This is a genomic window from Bartonella sp. AP150HLJHH, from assembly GCF_042196385.1.
Lineage (GTDB): Bacteria > Pseudomonadota > Alphaproteobacteria > Rhizobiales > Rhizobiaceae > Bartonella.
Genome location: NZ_JBHIQC010000004.1, coordinates 49728 through 63461, shown reverse-complemented (window position 1 = coordinate 63461; position 13734 = coordinate 49728). Strand labels below are relative to the sequence as shown.

Below are 13734 nucleotides of genomic sequence, written 5' to 3'. Positions count from 1 at the left end.
ATGTGTGATCAATACCGATTTACAATATTAGGTTGTGGTCCTTCTCCAGGAGTGCCAAGACCTAATGGTGATTGGGGAACATGTGATCCGAATAACCCTAAAAATAAACGCTACAGAAGTTCTTTATTAGTTGAACGTATTAAACCTTCTGGAGACAAAACAACGATCGTTATTGATACAGGTCCAGATTTTCGCTCACAAATGATCGATGCGCGTGTAAGCCATCTTGATGCTGCTCTTTACACGCATTCTCATGCAGACCATATCCACGGTATTGATGATTTACGCAGCTATGCACTTGCACAAAAATGTTTAATAGATATCTATGCGGACAGATTTACACTAGAGCATCTCAAAAGTGCTTTCGGATATTGTTTTCAAACTCCAGAAGATTCATCTTATTCTCCCATTTTAAAAGAGCATCTTATCAATGAAGATAGCCAATTTATTATTCAGGGGCAGGGCGGAGAAATAAGCGTCAATACACATTTACAACACCACGGAAACATTCATTCCTTAGGTTTTCGGATTGGGAATGTTGCCTATTGTACGGATGTTAGTGAATTTCCTGAAAAAACTTTATCCAAATTAATGGATTTGGATGTTCTCATCATTGAAGCTCTTCAATTTAAATCCCATCCGAGTCATTTTTCTGTTGATCAAGCATTACAGTGGATAGAATATTTAAAGCCGAAACAAGCAATACTCACACATATGGACAGATCGCTGGATTACAATAAGGTTATAAATTACGTTCCATCCTATGTAAAACCTGCATATCAAGGTCTTACTTTCGAAACAACTGCATAAGCTTATTCATACAATATTTTACGTTAAATAAAGTTTTTTGAAGATTATCCTTTATTTTGTTTTATTTTTGACATAAATATCACTTTTTTATGTTTAAAATGAGGTTTTTATGTATAAGAATTTTAAGCGGGGTGTATGTATTGCCGTTTTAGCAGTTTCCTTGACAGCATGTGGGGGGCGTTTAGAAAAAAATATTGCAACGACAACATTACATGATGGATCAATGAGTTGCACCGATATTCAACGGGAGTTTTTTGCTAATAAACGACAGATTAATGATACAATTAGAGAGCGTTCTACAGCAAGAAATAAAAATGTAGCTTTAGCAGCGGCAGGTGTTGTATTTTTACCTGCTCTGTTTTTTATGGATCCTAAATCCAGTGAAAGCAATGAAATTTCGGCTTTAAATAATCGTAATGCTGTTTTGAGTGATCTTGCACGTATGAAACGTTGTAAAATAGTACAGTAATTTTTCTTATTTATCATATGTAATTTCATTTTTTGGTCTTTAAGGAATATACCTTAAAGACCAAATTTTATTTTAAAAGTAAATTGTATGATATAAATATGATGATGTTTTAAAGGAGGGTTTTCTTTTTGGATAAAGGATTTATCTTCTGCATCATATTATCGCATAATATATATTATGGAACTTTATAGAAAAGTGAAGCTTTAAAATGAGCTACTTAAGTTAGCTAAGATCGAAAATCGAGCCTGTTATTCTGGCTCGAAAATTTCAATTACAATGTTTTTTTATTTTTTACTCTTTTAAAAAAAATAATTACAATTTGTAGTACTATAAAAGCTAAAAACAATATTCCATGAAATAATGGTACAAATGGCTGATAAATAAAATCGGAATAATATATTGTTATTACTTCAATCAACGCTGCAATACACCACACAATGATACCCCATAGTGAATACATCCAAAGTCCAACTAAGGCAATAGGATAGAGAATGGCCAATATAGCTGATGCAAATTGCCACTGCCAAGGCATAAGATCAAAACGCCATAGAATACCTGGAAAAACCCCAACAAGGCGTATCCAATAACAAATACCTAGAACTAAGCAAATAAATGCTAAAAACCGTAAGTAACAGTTATAGATTAAATTGATTTTTGAAATCTGTTTGTGAGAATTATTTTTCACAATAATAACTCTTGTTCAACAGGTTGGAAGTAAGAATCTACCATTTCATCTGTCACATTTGAAAGTTTATCTGGTTGCCATTGAGGTCTTTTATCCTTATCGATTAACATAGCACGTATACCTTCATAAAAATCATGTGAATGAATCATATGATACGCTATGCGGTTTTCAATTTTCATACAATCTTCCAACGTTTGAGATGAACTTTGTTTCATTTGTTTCCAGATAACTTTTAAACTTGTCGGAGAACGTGACTGCAAAATATCATAACATTCTTTAGCAAATAAAACATCTTCATTGCTTTTTTTATGTAGCAACTCGAGACATTCTTCTAAGGTATGGGCACTAAAACAAGTGTTAATAATACAACGTATTTCATGACTTGTTTCATAGTCTTTTGTAATTGCTCGCTCGTTTAAAGCTAAAGTAGGATCTCCTTGCTCAATAACAGCTTTTCTAATCATATCGAATTCAGTTTCAGCAACGGCGTGTGTTGCTAATCCTAAATTTAAGCAATCTCCCCACTTTATACGTGCGCCCGTTAATGCAAGATAGATACCAAAATGATTGGGAAGAGATGGTAAGAAAAAACTTGCACCTACATCTGGGAAAAATCCAATCGCACCTTCTGGCATAGCAAAAACTGTATTTTCTGTAACAATTCGATGCGAGCCATAGAGAGAAATACCTACCCCTCCTCCCATCCAAATACCGTTTAAGAAAGAAATATAGGGCTTTGAAAAATGTTTGATATAAGCATTTAAACTATATTCATTTCTAAAGTATTGACAAGCAGCAGCACTTTTCCCCATATGATAGATTTCTACAACATCTCCACCAGCACAAAAAGCACGCCCTTCCCCTTCAATTAAGACACAAGAAACATTATCATCTGTTTCCCATGTTCTGAGAGCTTTTTTTAAAGCTGAAACCATTCGTTGATTAAGAGCGTTTAATGCTGAAGGACGTGTGAGCTTTATAATACCAGCACGCCCTTCTTTCGTAAAAGAAATATCATCATCTGCTCCAAAATTAATTTGCATCTCACACCCTTCTTAAAACAATTATTTCATTGTTTTTTTATACTTTTTGCCCCAAGTTTAGGAAATATTTGCATGATTGCGCCAATACAATATATATAAATTCCTGTTACCGAAATTCCTATTTTAACCCAATAGGGAGCCTCTAGTTGATAAAAGAAGGCAGAAACACCAAAAAAACACCATAAGAGAAAAATGGGAAAATTAATTCTACGTAAACGAAGGACTCTTACTGGATGAATAAAATAAATTGGCAAAAAAGATATAATCGCCGATAGAACAATAATAATAAAAGTAATCCACTCTCCTGGTCTGACGACAAAAAGCGTAAAAATCATCATATTCCAAACAACAGGAAATCCTTTAAAAAAGTTTTCTTTAGTTTTCATACTAGTATCTGCATAATAAATAGCAGATGAAATAACAATAATTGCACTCAATGAAAATGATAACCCTACCCCCATGAAACCACTTTGATAGAGTGCAAAGGCAGGAATTAAGACATAAGTCACGTAATCAATAATATTATCTAACAGCTCTCCAGACCATGTTGGAAGAACGTATTTAACATCAAGTTTGCGTGCAATTGGTCCATCTATACCATCAACGAGAAGAGCAAGCCCAAGCCAACAGAACATAGCTGTCCATTCTTTTTGAGAGGCTGATATAAGAGAAAGAAACGCTAAAAATGATCCCGAAGCTGTTAGTAAATGAACGGAAAAGGCCTTTGCTTGTGGCATTGTTACTTTTTTATGGCGTAATAATTTAGCATTTGTTTTGATTTTCTTTGTTAATTTACGTTTCAAGGTTTTCTTATCCTCGTTTTTAAAGTCTTCAACCATCTATCAATACGCCATTTTTTAACGATGATATAACTCAGCATTTAAAAAAATCATAAAAAGGTTACTTTTTTATATCGCATTATTTATTACATACTATAATAATAGAAGAGCTTCATATAATAAAAAGAGAGAGATCATTTGGAAATGTTAAAATATTTTCTCAATGAATAAAGGTTCAAATCGTTGTGATATTTGAAAAGGAAGAGTATAAAGATATTGCTGTTATTGGTGCAGGTCCTGTCGGAATGTTAGCCGCGCTGAGTCTTGCACAGAAGGGGCTTTCTGTTTTTCTTGTTGGGCCCCCTGCTCATACAGATGAGTTACGGACAACGGCTCTTATGATGCCCGCGATACGGACGCTTCAAAAACTCAATATTTGGGATAATCTTCAAAAACATGCAGCTGCTTTATCGTCCATGAGAATTATAGATATAACTTCTAGAATTGTGCATGCTCCTACGGTGCATTTTTCTTCTACTGAAATTGGCGAAAAAGCTTTTGGCTATAATATACCTAATGTAAAATTGAACAGTGCTTTAGTCGACGCTGTTACACATACACCCAATATTACAAGATTTGTTTCTGCAGCCAAATCTGTTCATCACACAAAAAACCATGTATGCATTACTCTTGCTGATCATCGAATTATTCAAGCACCACTTGTTGTTGCAGCTGATGGACGTCACTCTCTTACACGTGCCGCAGCAGGGATAAGTGTCAAACAGTGGAATTATCCACAAAAAGCACTTGTTCTCAACTTTTCTCATGAGTTTTCTCATCAAAATACATCAACTGAATTTCATACAGAACACGGTCCATTTACACAGATTCCACTACCAGGACGAAGATCTAGTCTTGTATGGGTTGTTCATCCTTCCCGCGCTGAGGAATTATTAAATATAGAACCAAAAACAATTGCAAAAATGATCGAAAACCAAATGCAATCAATGCTTGGAAAGCTAAGCTTAGAAACATCAATTCAAGCATGGCCGCTTTTCGGACTTCTTTCTCATCATTTTGCTGCTAATCGAACAATTTTAGTGGGTGAAGCCGCTCATGTTTTTCCCCCTATTGGGGCACAGGGATTGAATTTAGGATTCCGTGATGTCCAAACTTTAATTGATATTTTACCCAATAAAATATCCAATTCTAACTCTGAAATGATTGTTGCACATTATAACAAATGCCGCAAACCAGATATATTAATCCGAAGTGGAGCTGTTCATGCGCTGAACTCTGCTCTACTTTCTCATATGTTGCCTGTTCATATCATACGAAGCATTGGGCTTGGTTTGTTGCATAGTTTCCCACCATTACGTAATTTATTTATGCGCGAAGGAATGTATCCCGGTTATGGATTTAAGGAAATTATGCAAATATTTCCAACAAAATCATCAAAACAGCTCTACTAAGCAATAATGGATAATAACGTAAAATAATAAATTGCATTTTGCAATCATATCTATTACTGATATAAAAAATATTTTTGTTCTTTATAAGAAGTAACAAATTATATTAAAATAATTAATTATATTTATTTGATTTATTTATAATAATAACATGTGTAATTAATATAACTGTAAATTATTTTTTATTAAAAATTATTATATATATTTAGTATGTTGATATGAAATAAGAGAAAACTGAATTATATACTACAAATTAAATTATAAAGATATCTTCTAAATCATAGCTGTTAAATTTAGAAATATAAATAAAATGAAAAATAATACCGTTTTGAAAAAGTTATTTTATAAAATTAATTTTAATAAGAAAATAAATAATAAAAAAACAGTTTTATTTAATCAATATATTTTTAAAAATTTTTATTGTTAAGTATAATATTAAAAATAAAATCATCTTTGGAACCTGTTAGTAACACAGAGGTTAATGAAATGTTGTTTCAACAAATGGTAACAAGATGACACTAAATAATTTTTTGAAATTAAGTACTTTTTTTATAATGATTGCATGTGTCTCGTTGATAGTCACGACTTCAATAAGTGAAGTTTTTCACCTTCCTTATTGTCAAACCTTTACCTATAGCTCTACTCAAAAGGTCACTAAAATAGGTCAGAACTCATTTACTGCTTCACAAGTTAAAAATTGTCTTATGCAAAATGGTTTTGGGAATATTAAACGATTGCGCTTAGATGACAATGGTATCTGGCGTGCTTTAGTAAAATTTAAAAAGTCCCTTTTTTTCGTATCCGTTGACTATTCAGGAACAGTTAGCATTCAAAATGAAAGAAAAGAATATGATTGATTTAAAAACTTACAGCAACGTTTCTTTTCACAGCTGTAAGAAAAAAAAATTAAAAAAGTGCTACCATTCTATTAAAGAATTTGCTTTCATTGGCGGTTTAAATGGTAGCATATCAGGAGCTATCGCGGCAACTCTTGCAGCTTATGGTTATATTGCTCTTCCAGGATTTGGTCCAGTTATCGCAATGGGTATAGGAGTAGCACTTTCTGCCGGAATAATAATAGGAGCACTGATAGGATCAGGAATGGGAGGGAGTGTCGGTATATGCTGTATTTTATTGGGAAATTTATATGAATCATAATAATTTTTTCTCTTATAAATTTCATAATGAATAGAAATTTCTCGTCATTTTTTCTATGAAAAACAATTAAATCATCAACAAATTATATGTTCTTTTTTTGATGAAACGATTATCATATTATAAATGAAATAACATCTAACTTACTAAAATTCCTTATTTAATTTCTTATTATACCTCAAAAAGTAGATTTTTTAAAAGCATCTCTTGAAGAAATGTAAGCGAGATATAATTATCCATCCATAAAAGCTGTATTTTTTATAGATCAAGAAATAAAAGTTATGTTCAGAAATATATATAAACACACTTTAATTTATTTGCTCTTTCTAATAACAGAATATTTCTATGTAAATTATTTTTCTTAAATTTAAATTTAAGACATTTATATAATATATCATTAATATAGATTGTTATTTATAGATATAATATATTAAAGTATAAGATAAAGGTATTTCATGAAAAAAATATTATTATCATTATTGTTTTTTATGGCATTTTTAATTCATAAAAATTCTGCATTAGCACTATCAAAACAAGTAAATATTTATAAATTAGAAGATAACAATTCCAAAAAGGCTATTGGTAGCATTAAAATTGAAGAAAACATACACGGTTTGATTTTCATCCCTAATTTATCTACTTTATCAGAAGGGATACATGGTTTTCATGTACATGTAAATCCTTCATGTGATACAAAAGATGGTATAATTGGTGGAAGCGCAGGTGGACATTATGATCCGGAACATACCGGAAAACATTTAGGACCTTATAATGTCAATGGTCATCTTGGTGATCTACCAGCACTTTATGTTGATAAGCAGGGATATGCCATAATGAGCGTTCTTGCTCCACGATTAAAAAAAATCTCTGAAATTAAAGGGCGCTCTTTAGTCATTCATTTAGGGGCTGATAATCAATCAGATAAACCATTACCGCTTGGCGGAGGTGGTGCACGTTTAGCGTGCGGTATTATTGAAAAATAAAGAGTGTATTGTGGCAGACTGCGACAGTACACACTCCCTTTACCATAAGGTGTGAGAGAAATTTATTTTTTAAATCTATTTCAAGAAATTGAGTAAACTGTGTGAATATTTTATAAAATTAATGTTTTTTTGAATGTTTAGTTCGGATAACAAAAAGCTTAATAATCATCAAAACGAACAGCAATGGAAATTAAAGAAATAGTAGTGTAAATTCTCCGTAAGAAGACTTCAATATGAGGAAGTAATATTTTCCATGCTTGATGTAAAAAAGCAAAAAAGTCGAATTTCACTCTCTATAATAAAAAATTTATAATAAAAATTATAATCATTAAGTCTAGTATCTAATGGAATCACGCTCAATGCACAAAATATAACAGGCCTAAAACAGAATTTTTACTCTTCCCCTACTCAACCCTACTCATGAGGTACGTGAGAAAAATTTTAATTGATACAATATCAATATAATAAGTCAAACAAAATAATTAGAGTAATTTTTCATCACTCTGAAAAAAGGCTTTTAAATAATAGAGTCTTTTTAAAAATACTCCTCATAGATACATACGATCCCAATCTAGTGGACGCATCTCACCAGTTTGATAAAATTGACGAATGAGCTTAATATAATCAAGAAAATCTTTGTTTTCCTCCACTAATCTATTAGCAGTATCCCAATCAATATCACTACGTTCTTTGGCAGGAATTAAGATTTCACTCTCGGAAGAGTTTTCCTTATTAAGTCTTATAAATCCAATTCCATGCAAACTTGAAAGCATCCGAAGCTCTTTTAATGTATCAACTCCTTCAATTTCACTAGCAACTAAATAACTCAAATTAGCCCATGAAGAATTACTAACTGTTTGAAAAAATGCTTTTCGTAAATTTGAACGATTGATGAGAATTTTTACTTCAAAAGACCAAAGCTTTGTCTTTTTATCAAAATATTGCAAAACACAGTCTTTGATTTCACGATTCCATTCCTTGCTTAAATCTTGCATCCCTACGAGATCTGGATAAAGCCATTTATTTCCGCCTGCACCATGTTTATTACGAGAACATTTCTCATTAATGCGCTTGCTATAAACTGCAAGCTCTGACCATAAAAATTTAGATAATAATGGATAAAGATCATGCTCTTTAACAGAGCCATCTTCTGTTCTACTCTTTGCATTGTCCTCTATTGTATCAATTTCAGCACTATCTGTTTGTTCAGTAAAATAATATTGTCGCGGTCGTCCTTCAGTGGTTTTAATTTCTGAATAACGCTTTTGTAACTGAGGGCGTTTTGCCCCTATTTCAGCAACAATTTGCTGAATAAGAGCTGCATCACTATTAAGGGGAGTGATTATTGCCGTTGAATTCTTTTGTTTTTGACGGCATTTTTCTGGGTAATTTTCAAATATCCATTGAGCAATTTCTCGAGCTGTAAACTTTTTTGTCGGGTTTTTCTTTAAAAAATTAAAAACAGTGTTTGTTAAATTTAAAGTCATATGAAAAACTCCCCCTTTTATCCTCTGGGTATTTCATTATATTCAGGCGTTTTAAATGAAAGAACAATAAACTGTTTAAGTTTTTTTAAAAAAAGAACATTTATCAAATTACTCAATAAAATTAAAATATTTTTTTTAATTTATAACTATAACTCAAAGATCTTTTCACATAACGAAAATAAGATTGTACTTTTATAAAAAATTGTAAATGTGCTACAAATCCCCATACAAAAGCATAATCTTGTATAACTTTTCTATACATTTTTCTTTTAACGTCGTTAGAAAAAAGTTAAAATAATTATTCAAATATTTGATTGAACCTCACACCCGTCAATTAAAAAAACTTATGTGTTTTATTTTTGAAGCAAAAAGTTATGAGCTCTCAAGTATAGATTCTGAAATGGTAAACTCTGCACACAAACCTTCAAAACTACTATTTGCTTTAATAGCATCATGGGGAATAAGAACATAATACCATTTTTTATCGCCATAAGTTGCCGCATAGCGCGTTGCATGACAACACCATTGAACTGCAGCTTCTCTCTTTTTTAAAACAATAGGATTTTGCATTTCAGAGGCTTTTTTAGGCTCACAAAGATATTTGGCATCCTTCGTTTCTACAACAAAGTCTGGTTCATAGATTGATCCTTTATCATATTCTATTCTGAAAAAACCTCGAGCGGGTTTCATCCATTTCAATACTTTTGCATCATCCTCTAATATTTGGGCAAATCGTAATTCCCCTTCTACTGAATCAAACTTTTGTAAAGGATAACAGCATTTTCTAAAGCCGCTGAATACAAGTTTTTTAATATCGCTTTTAATGGCAGGAATATTACGAAAATCAAGAGGAGACGTCCCTTGCGGCAACACATAATGGATAGGTTGTAAAATTGTAAAACCTCGTGTAACTTTAACCGCATAATCTTTTTGCGTTTCCCATTGATGTTCTCTTAATTGCGCAACAATAAAACTAGTAAGCTTGTGCTGATAGTGAATTAATACGTTCTCAACAGCTGTATCATTGGGTAAATAAGATCGGAAATGTTCTACTATCTGACTAGCTAATTTTCGTAATAAGAGCGTATGGTTATCATAATCGACAAAGTCATTATCAATCAAATCACGAATGATGTAGTTTTCAAGATAAGGCTCTTTGACATATTCATTCTTAGATGTGAGAAAAATGCTTTTATGGGTACGCAATTCTCGAATTAAAAGTTCTTTACTAACAGGTTGAAAATTTAAGTTTTCTAAATTTTCCAAATCAAAATCATAAAAACCATAAGTAACATCACGCGAAGGAATGAGTATAATATTTGGAATATCTATTATTAGTTCTGTTAATTGTTTTGTCAGAATTGTCACCACTTTTGATACAAGAGACTTTTGTGATGAAGGCTTAATATTCATAACTTTATTAGCAATTTTTTCTTGTATCTGTGCAGAACAAAGCATTTGAGAACTTGGCAATTTATCATTCTCTTTGATAAGATCCCACGCGATCGCTGCAATATCTTGCTCTTCAGGCGTTAATGTAGGGGAATCTGTATGACGTAATATGATACCTTGTAAATCAGAAGATGCTCCATTTATATCGGAATTACGTATTACCATCGTTTGCATCAATAAAGCTTCTACTTGACTTGGAACTGTCACTATATCGGTCTTTTCAAAGGGGATATTCCCTCCTGTTCCAATCTCAATATGCTTTTTTATAATTGAGTTTGGATCGTTTGCACGATCAATAATATCTTGAAAACGATCATGCGCAATAATTGTTAAACGATCAATAGCTTCCACGCCTGTTCTATACCCATAAGGCAAACGCAATCCACGCCCAATTGTTTGCTCTGTTAAAATTTCTGAAGCCGATGCACGCAACGGTACAATAGTATAGAGATTCGTAACATCCCACCCCTCCTTTAATTTATTAACGTGAATAACAATTTCTGTTGGGTCATGAGAATCTTCAATTGCAATCAGCTTTTGAATATTTTGATCTTCTTCTATATTCGACTGTTTTGTATGAATCTCTATAACTTTTCCCTTATAAGATCCTGTAAAAAAATCATCTGTTTCCAATAAATCACGCAATTTCTGTGCATGATTTGTATCTTGAGCGACAACTAAAATAAAAGGCTTAACAAACTTTTTGTTATAATCTTTGGCATAGGCAATTAAATCTGCTTTCACGTTTTCATGGGCATGAATTGCATCTTGTAATTTGATATGTTCTAATTGTTCAGATGTATAATTTTGAGGTTGAAAATCTTTACGTGTAGCAATAGCAGGCTCTTTTACAAAACCATCTCTCATAGCCTCTGCAAGTGAATAACTATAGACAACATTTTTAAAATCTACGGGTTTTGCACCTATTGTTTTTGGTGTCGCTGTAAGCTCTATTCCTAAAACAGGTTTTAACTCATTAATTGCTGCCGCACCAGCAGAAGCTCGATAACGATGTGCTTCATCCATTAACAAAACTAAATCAGGAAGATTTGCGAGATAATCAAAATAACTTTCACCAATCGTTTCTTGTAAGCGTTTAATTCGCGGAATACTAGATTTTAGTGCGCCTTTTTTATTATCCGTTGTATTAATTTTAGAAATATTAAAAATATTGATAAAGGCCGTATCTCTATTCTCAAACAAACGCTTTTGTCCTTGAATATGGTGTTCATCAACACGAATACCTTTACCACTTTCATAATCTTCACCTGTAATAATAACGGGTCTATTGGCAATAAATTCACTCATTCCACTGAAAACATACTTCGGACTTTGGGGACTAAAATCCTGTTTTAACTTTTCATAAATAGTCAAATTTGGCGCTAAAACAAAAAAATGGCGACTACGACCTGTTAAATAAAGATAGCTGATAAAAGCCCCCATAAGTCGCGTTTTCCCAACACCCGTTGCTAAGGCAAAACAAAAAGAGGGAAAATTTCGTTCAAAATCTTGTACAGAAGGATAAAGATTTTTTATCACTTCTAACTCTGCAACCAAATCAGCATTTTTAGAAAGCTCTATATTTTCTAAGATTTTTACCAAAATATTTAAAGATTCACGTTGAGGATCACGTAACGATAAGCGAGCAGAAATCCTTTTTTCAACAGTGTTCATGAAAAACTCCGCTTTTTATATACTATTCAAATAAATCTAATTCTGCTTGCGTAATAATATCTTTATTTTTGTTGTTTTCTTTTACCACAATCACTGGTTCAAGATTGGCTACATTTAAACTGTAATCGTCCCTTCCCCATTCGCATTTTTCTAATATTGCACGGGGGATTTTAGTGAGTGTTAGATTTTCAAAGAATGCTGATTTTGTATCAAAGGCTGTACCACAAACCAGCAACGTGCGATGAGAGCCAACCTCTTCACTCATTATACGGAGTTGTTCATGGGTCATAGCGCTTGTTGTGACATAAATATAATCTGTTTCGGTTGAATACCCTTGCATCCAATAATGATTTTCATCAGGTGCGTAGGTAAATCCCATATGTTTGCACATGGCTTCTGATAGCATGGCAGCATTATATTCGCGACTAATAATCCATTGTCCCCATGGATCTTTTTGCAACAGGGAAGGTGCAAGGCGATAATAACGGAATCCACCGCCACCTTGCCAATTGACACTTTTGGAAATTCCCCCTTGATCAGTTCCATCAATGACTTGTTTTAAACGAGGGATAATGTGGGTGTGACAATGCTCACCAAGTTCAATCATAATCCACTTCCTTCCCATTTTATGGGCAACAGCACCGGTTGTGCCAGAACCAGCAAAAGAATCCAGTACAAGATCACCGGGATTAGTGGCAAGTTGAATAATGCGTTCCATTAAACGTTCCGGTTTAGGAGTTGTAAAGACACTATCAAAATTGAAGACTTTGGCTTCTTTTTTTGCATCTTGATTATGGCCAACTTCCTGATAAGGCCAAATGGTCATTGAAACCATACCATTTTTTACCTCTGATAAAAAACGTTTCATAGAAGGAACATTACTTCCTGTTGGACCAAACCAAATACGATTATCATTCAATAATTCAAAGAATTTTTTTTTATTCATAGCCCAACTTCTACCATTAGGAGGCATTACCTTGCGTCCAGAAGGTGTGATGATTTCATAAATATCCTTAGGTGTTACTCTTTTTACAGATAAATCTCCAGATTTCCAAGGACCGCGAGGATCATTATCAGGATTTTTATAGCGCGCATCCATATCGCTTGAACGAGGAAGCAATTGAGGGCGCCAAATCGTTTTATCTTTAGCATAAACCATTATAAAATCATGATTATCAGAAAGCCATTTTGTATCATTTTGTGGAGCATATTTCTTTTGCCAAATAATATTGTTGATGAAATTTTGGCGACCAAAAATTTCATCCATCATCACTTTAAGATAGGCTTGTTCATCATCATCAATTGATATCCAGATACTTCCATCATCCGCCAGTAAATGATGTAACAATTCTAGCCTGTCTCTCATAAGGCTGAGCCATATGGAATGCTCTAAACCATCTTCATAATGTTCAAAGGCATTGCCTGTATTATAAGGCGGATCGATATAGATACATTTTACCTTCCCCATATATTCTTGTTCAAGCGCTTTGAGTGCGAGTAAATTATCACCAAAAATGAGTTTATTATCAAAAATATCTTGGGTAGATACTTGGTGCGGAGCGTGATAAGATTTTTCAAGATCTTCTAATAAGATACGAGGCTCTAGTTTTGGGCGTTTTTCTTTTCCAATCCAAGTGAGTTCTAGTTTTTGTTTATTATAACTCATGCGATCGTCCTTAAATTCAAATGCTTGTGAAAAGTAAACAGCTTATTCATGAATGGCTAAAT

Annotated in this window: 12 protein-coding genes; 6 read left to right on the top strand and 6 right to left on the bottom strand. The window is 32.9% G+C overall.

All coding sequences use genetic code 11. The annotated features are described in order from the left end of the window. On the top strand, window positions 1-810 hold the full coding sequence (locus tag ACFING_RS03170; RefSeq protein WP_375621256.1) for an MBL fold metallo-hydrolase: 810 nt from the start codon (window positions 1-3) through the stop codon (window positions 808-810). 109 nt (window positions 811-919) lie between these two features. Beyond that, window positions 920-1279 (top strand): hypothetical protein, encoded by a 360-nt coding sequence (locus tag ACFING_RS03165; protein ID WP_375606871.1) that lies wholly within the window; start codon window positions 920-922, stop codon window positions 1277-1279. Window positions 1280-1550: 271 nt separating this feature from the next. On the opposite strand, the gene ACFING_RS03160 is transcribed toward ACFING_RS03165, so the two are convergent. Genes ACFING_RS03160 through pcsA form a run of 3 tightly spaced genes read right to left on the bottom strand, consistent with a single transcriptional unit; the run spans window position 1551 to window position 3846 of the window. Next, window positions 1551-1964, bottom strand: a complete 414-nt coding sequence (locus ACFING_RS03160; RefSeq protein ID WP_375629832.1) for a DUF6163 family protein — start codon at window positions 1962-1964, stop codon at window positions 1551-1553. Then, on the bottom strand, window positions 1961-3007 hold the full coding sequence (locus ACFING_RS03155) for an enoyl-CoA hydratase/isomerase family protein (protein WP_375621253.1): 1047 nt from the start codon (window positions 3005-3007) through the stop codon (window positions 1961-1963). The genes ACFING_RS03160 and ACFING_RS03155 overlap by 4 nt, the downstream gene beginning before the upstream one ends. Before the next feature lie 26 nt (window positions 3008-3033). Next, on the bottom strand, window positions 3034-3846 hold the full coding sequence (pcsA, locus tag ACFING_RS03150; RefSeq protein WP_375621252.1) for a phosphatidylcholine synthase: 813 nt from the start codon (window positions 3844-3846) through the stop codon (window positions 3034-3036). 185 nt (window positions 3847-4031) lie between these two features. Between pcsA and ACFING_RS03145 the strand changes: the two genes are divergently transcribed. From ACFING_RS03145 to sodC, 4 genes are all read left to right on the top strand, one after another. After that, on the top strand, window positions 4032-5258 hold the full coding sequence (locus tag ACFING_RS03145; protein WP_375629829.1) for a UbiH/UbiF family hydroxylase: 1227 nt from the start codon (window positions 4032-4034) through the stop codon (window positions 5256-5258). Window positions 5259-5767: 509 nt separating this feature from the next. Further along, a complete protein-coding gene (locus ACFING_RS03140; protein ID WP_375621250.1) occupies window positions 5768-6112 on the top strand; it encodes a hypothetical protein in 345 nt (114 codons plus the stop codon). Further along, a complete protein-coding gene (locus ACFING_RS03135) occupies window positions 6105-6413 on the top strand; it encodes a hypothetical protein (protein WP_375621249.1) in 309 nt (102 codons plus the stop codon). Before ACFING_RS03140 ends, ACFING_RS03135 begins: the two co-directional genes overlap by 8 nt. 452 nt (window positions 6414-6865) lie before the next feature. After that, the gene (gene sodC, locus ACFING_RS03130) at window positions 6866-7393 is read left to right on the top strand and encodes a superoxide dismutase [Cu-Zn] SodC (protein ID WP_375621248.1); all 528 of its coding nucleotides are present in this window, start codon (window positions 6866-6868) and stop codon (window positions 7391-7393) included. A gap of 548 nt (window positions 7394-7941) precedes the next feature. On the opposite strand, the gene ACFING_RS03125 is transcribed toward sodC, so the two are convergent. The 3 genes from ACFING_RS03125 to ACFING_RS03115 all read right to left on the bottom strand — a co-directional run bounded on the left by ACFING_RS03125 (window position 7942) and on the right by ACFING_RS03115 (window position 13672). Beyond that, window positions 7942-8880 (bottom strand): COG2958 family protein, encoded by a 939-nt coding sequence (locus tag ACFING_RS03125; RefSeq protein ID WP_375611904.1) that lies wholly within the window; start codon window positions 8878-8880, stop codon window positions 7942-7944. A gap of 372 nt (window positions 8881-9252) precedes the next feature. Next, complete coding sequence (locus ACFING_RS03120) at window positions 9253-12006, bottom strand: DEAD/DEAH box helicase (protein ID WP_375629826.1); 2754 nt, start codon at window positions 12004-12006, stop codon at window positions 9253-9255. Between the two features lie 22 nt (window positions 12007-12028). Beyond that, a complete protein-coding gene (locus tag ACFING_RS03115; protein ID WP_375629823.1) occupies window positions 12029-13672 on the bottom strand; it encodes a site-specific DNA-methyltransferase in 1644 nt (547 codons plus the stop codon). Window positions 13673-13734 lie beyond the last annotated feature (62 nt).

Coding starts and splice junctions, on each gene's coding strand:
- pcsA (WP_375621252.1), bottom strand. CDS start 3,846: ATGGTTGAAGACTTTAAAAACGAGGATAAGAAAACCTTGAAACGTAAA.
- ACFING_RS03120 (WP_375629826.1), bottom strand. CDS start 12,006: ATGAACACTGTTGAAAAAAGGATTTCTGCTCGCTTATCGTTACGTGAT.
- sodC (WP_375621248.1), top strand. CDS start 6,866: ATGAAAAAAATATTATTATCATTATTGTTTTTTATGGCATTTTTAATT.
- ACFING_RS03165 (WP_375606871.1), top strand. CDS start 920: ATGTATAAGAATTTTAAGCGGGGTGTATGTATTGCCGTTTTAGCAGTT.
- ACFING_RS03170 (WP_375621256.1), top strand. CDS start 1: ATGTGTGATCAATACCGATTTACAATATTAGGTTGTGGTCCTTCTCCA.
- ACFING_RS03125 (WP_375611904.1), bottom strand. CDS start 8,880: ATGACTTTAAATTTAACAAACACTGTTTTTAATTTTTTAAAGAAAAAC.
- ACFING_RS03135 (WP_375621249.1), top strand. CDS start 6,105: ATGATTGATTTAAAAACTTACAGCAACGTTTCTTTTCACAGCTGTAAG.
- ACFING_RS03155 (WP_375621253.1), bottom strand. CDS start 3,007: ATGCAAATTAATTTTGGAGCAGATGATGATATTTCTTTTACGAAAGAA.
- ACFING_RS03115 (WP_375629823.1), bottom strand. CDS start 13,672: ATGAGTTATAATAAACAAAAACTAGAACTCACTTGGATTGGAAAAGAA.
- ACFING_RS03140 (WP_375621250.1), top strand. CDS start 5,768: ATGACACTAAATAATTTTTTGAAATTAAGTACTTTTTTTATAATGATT.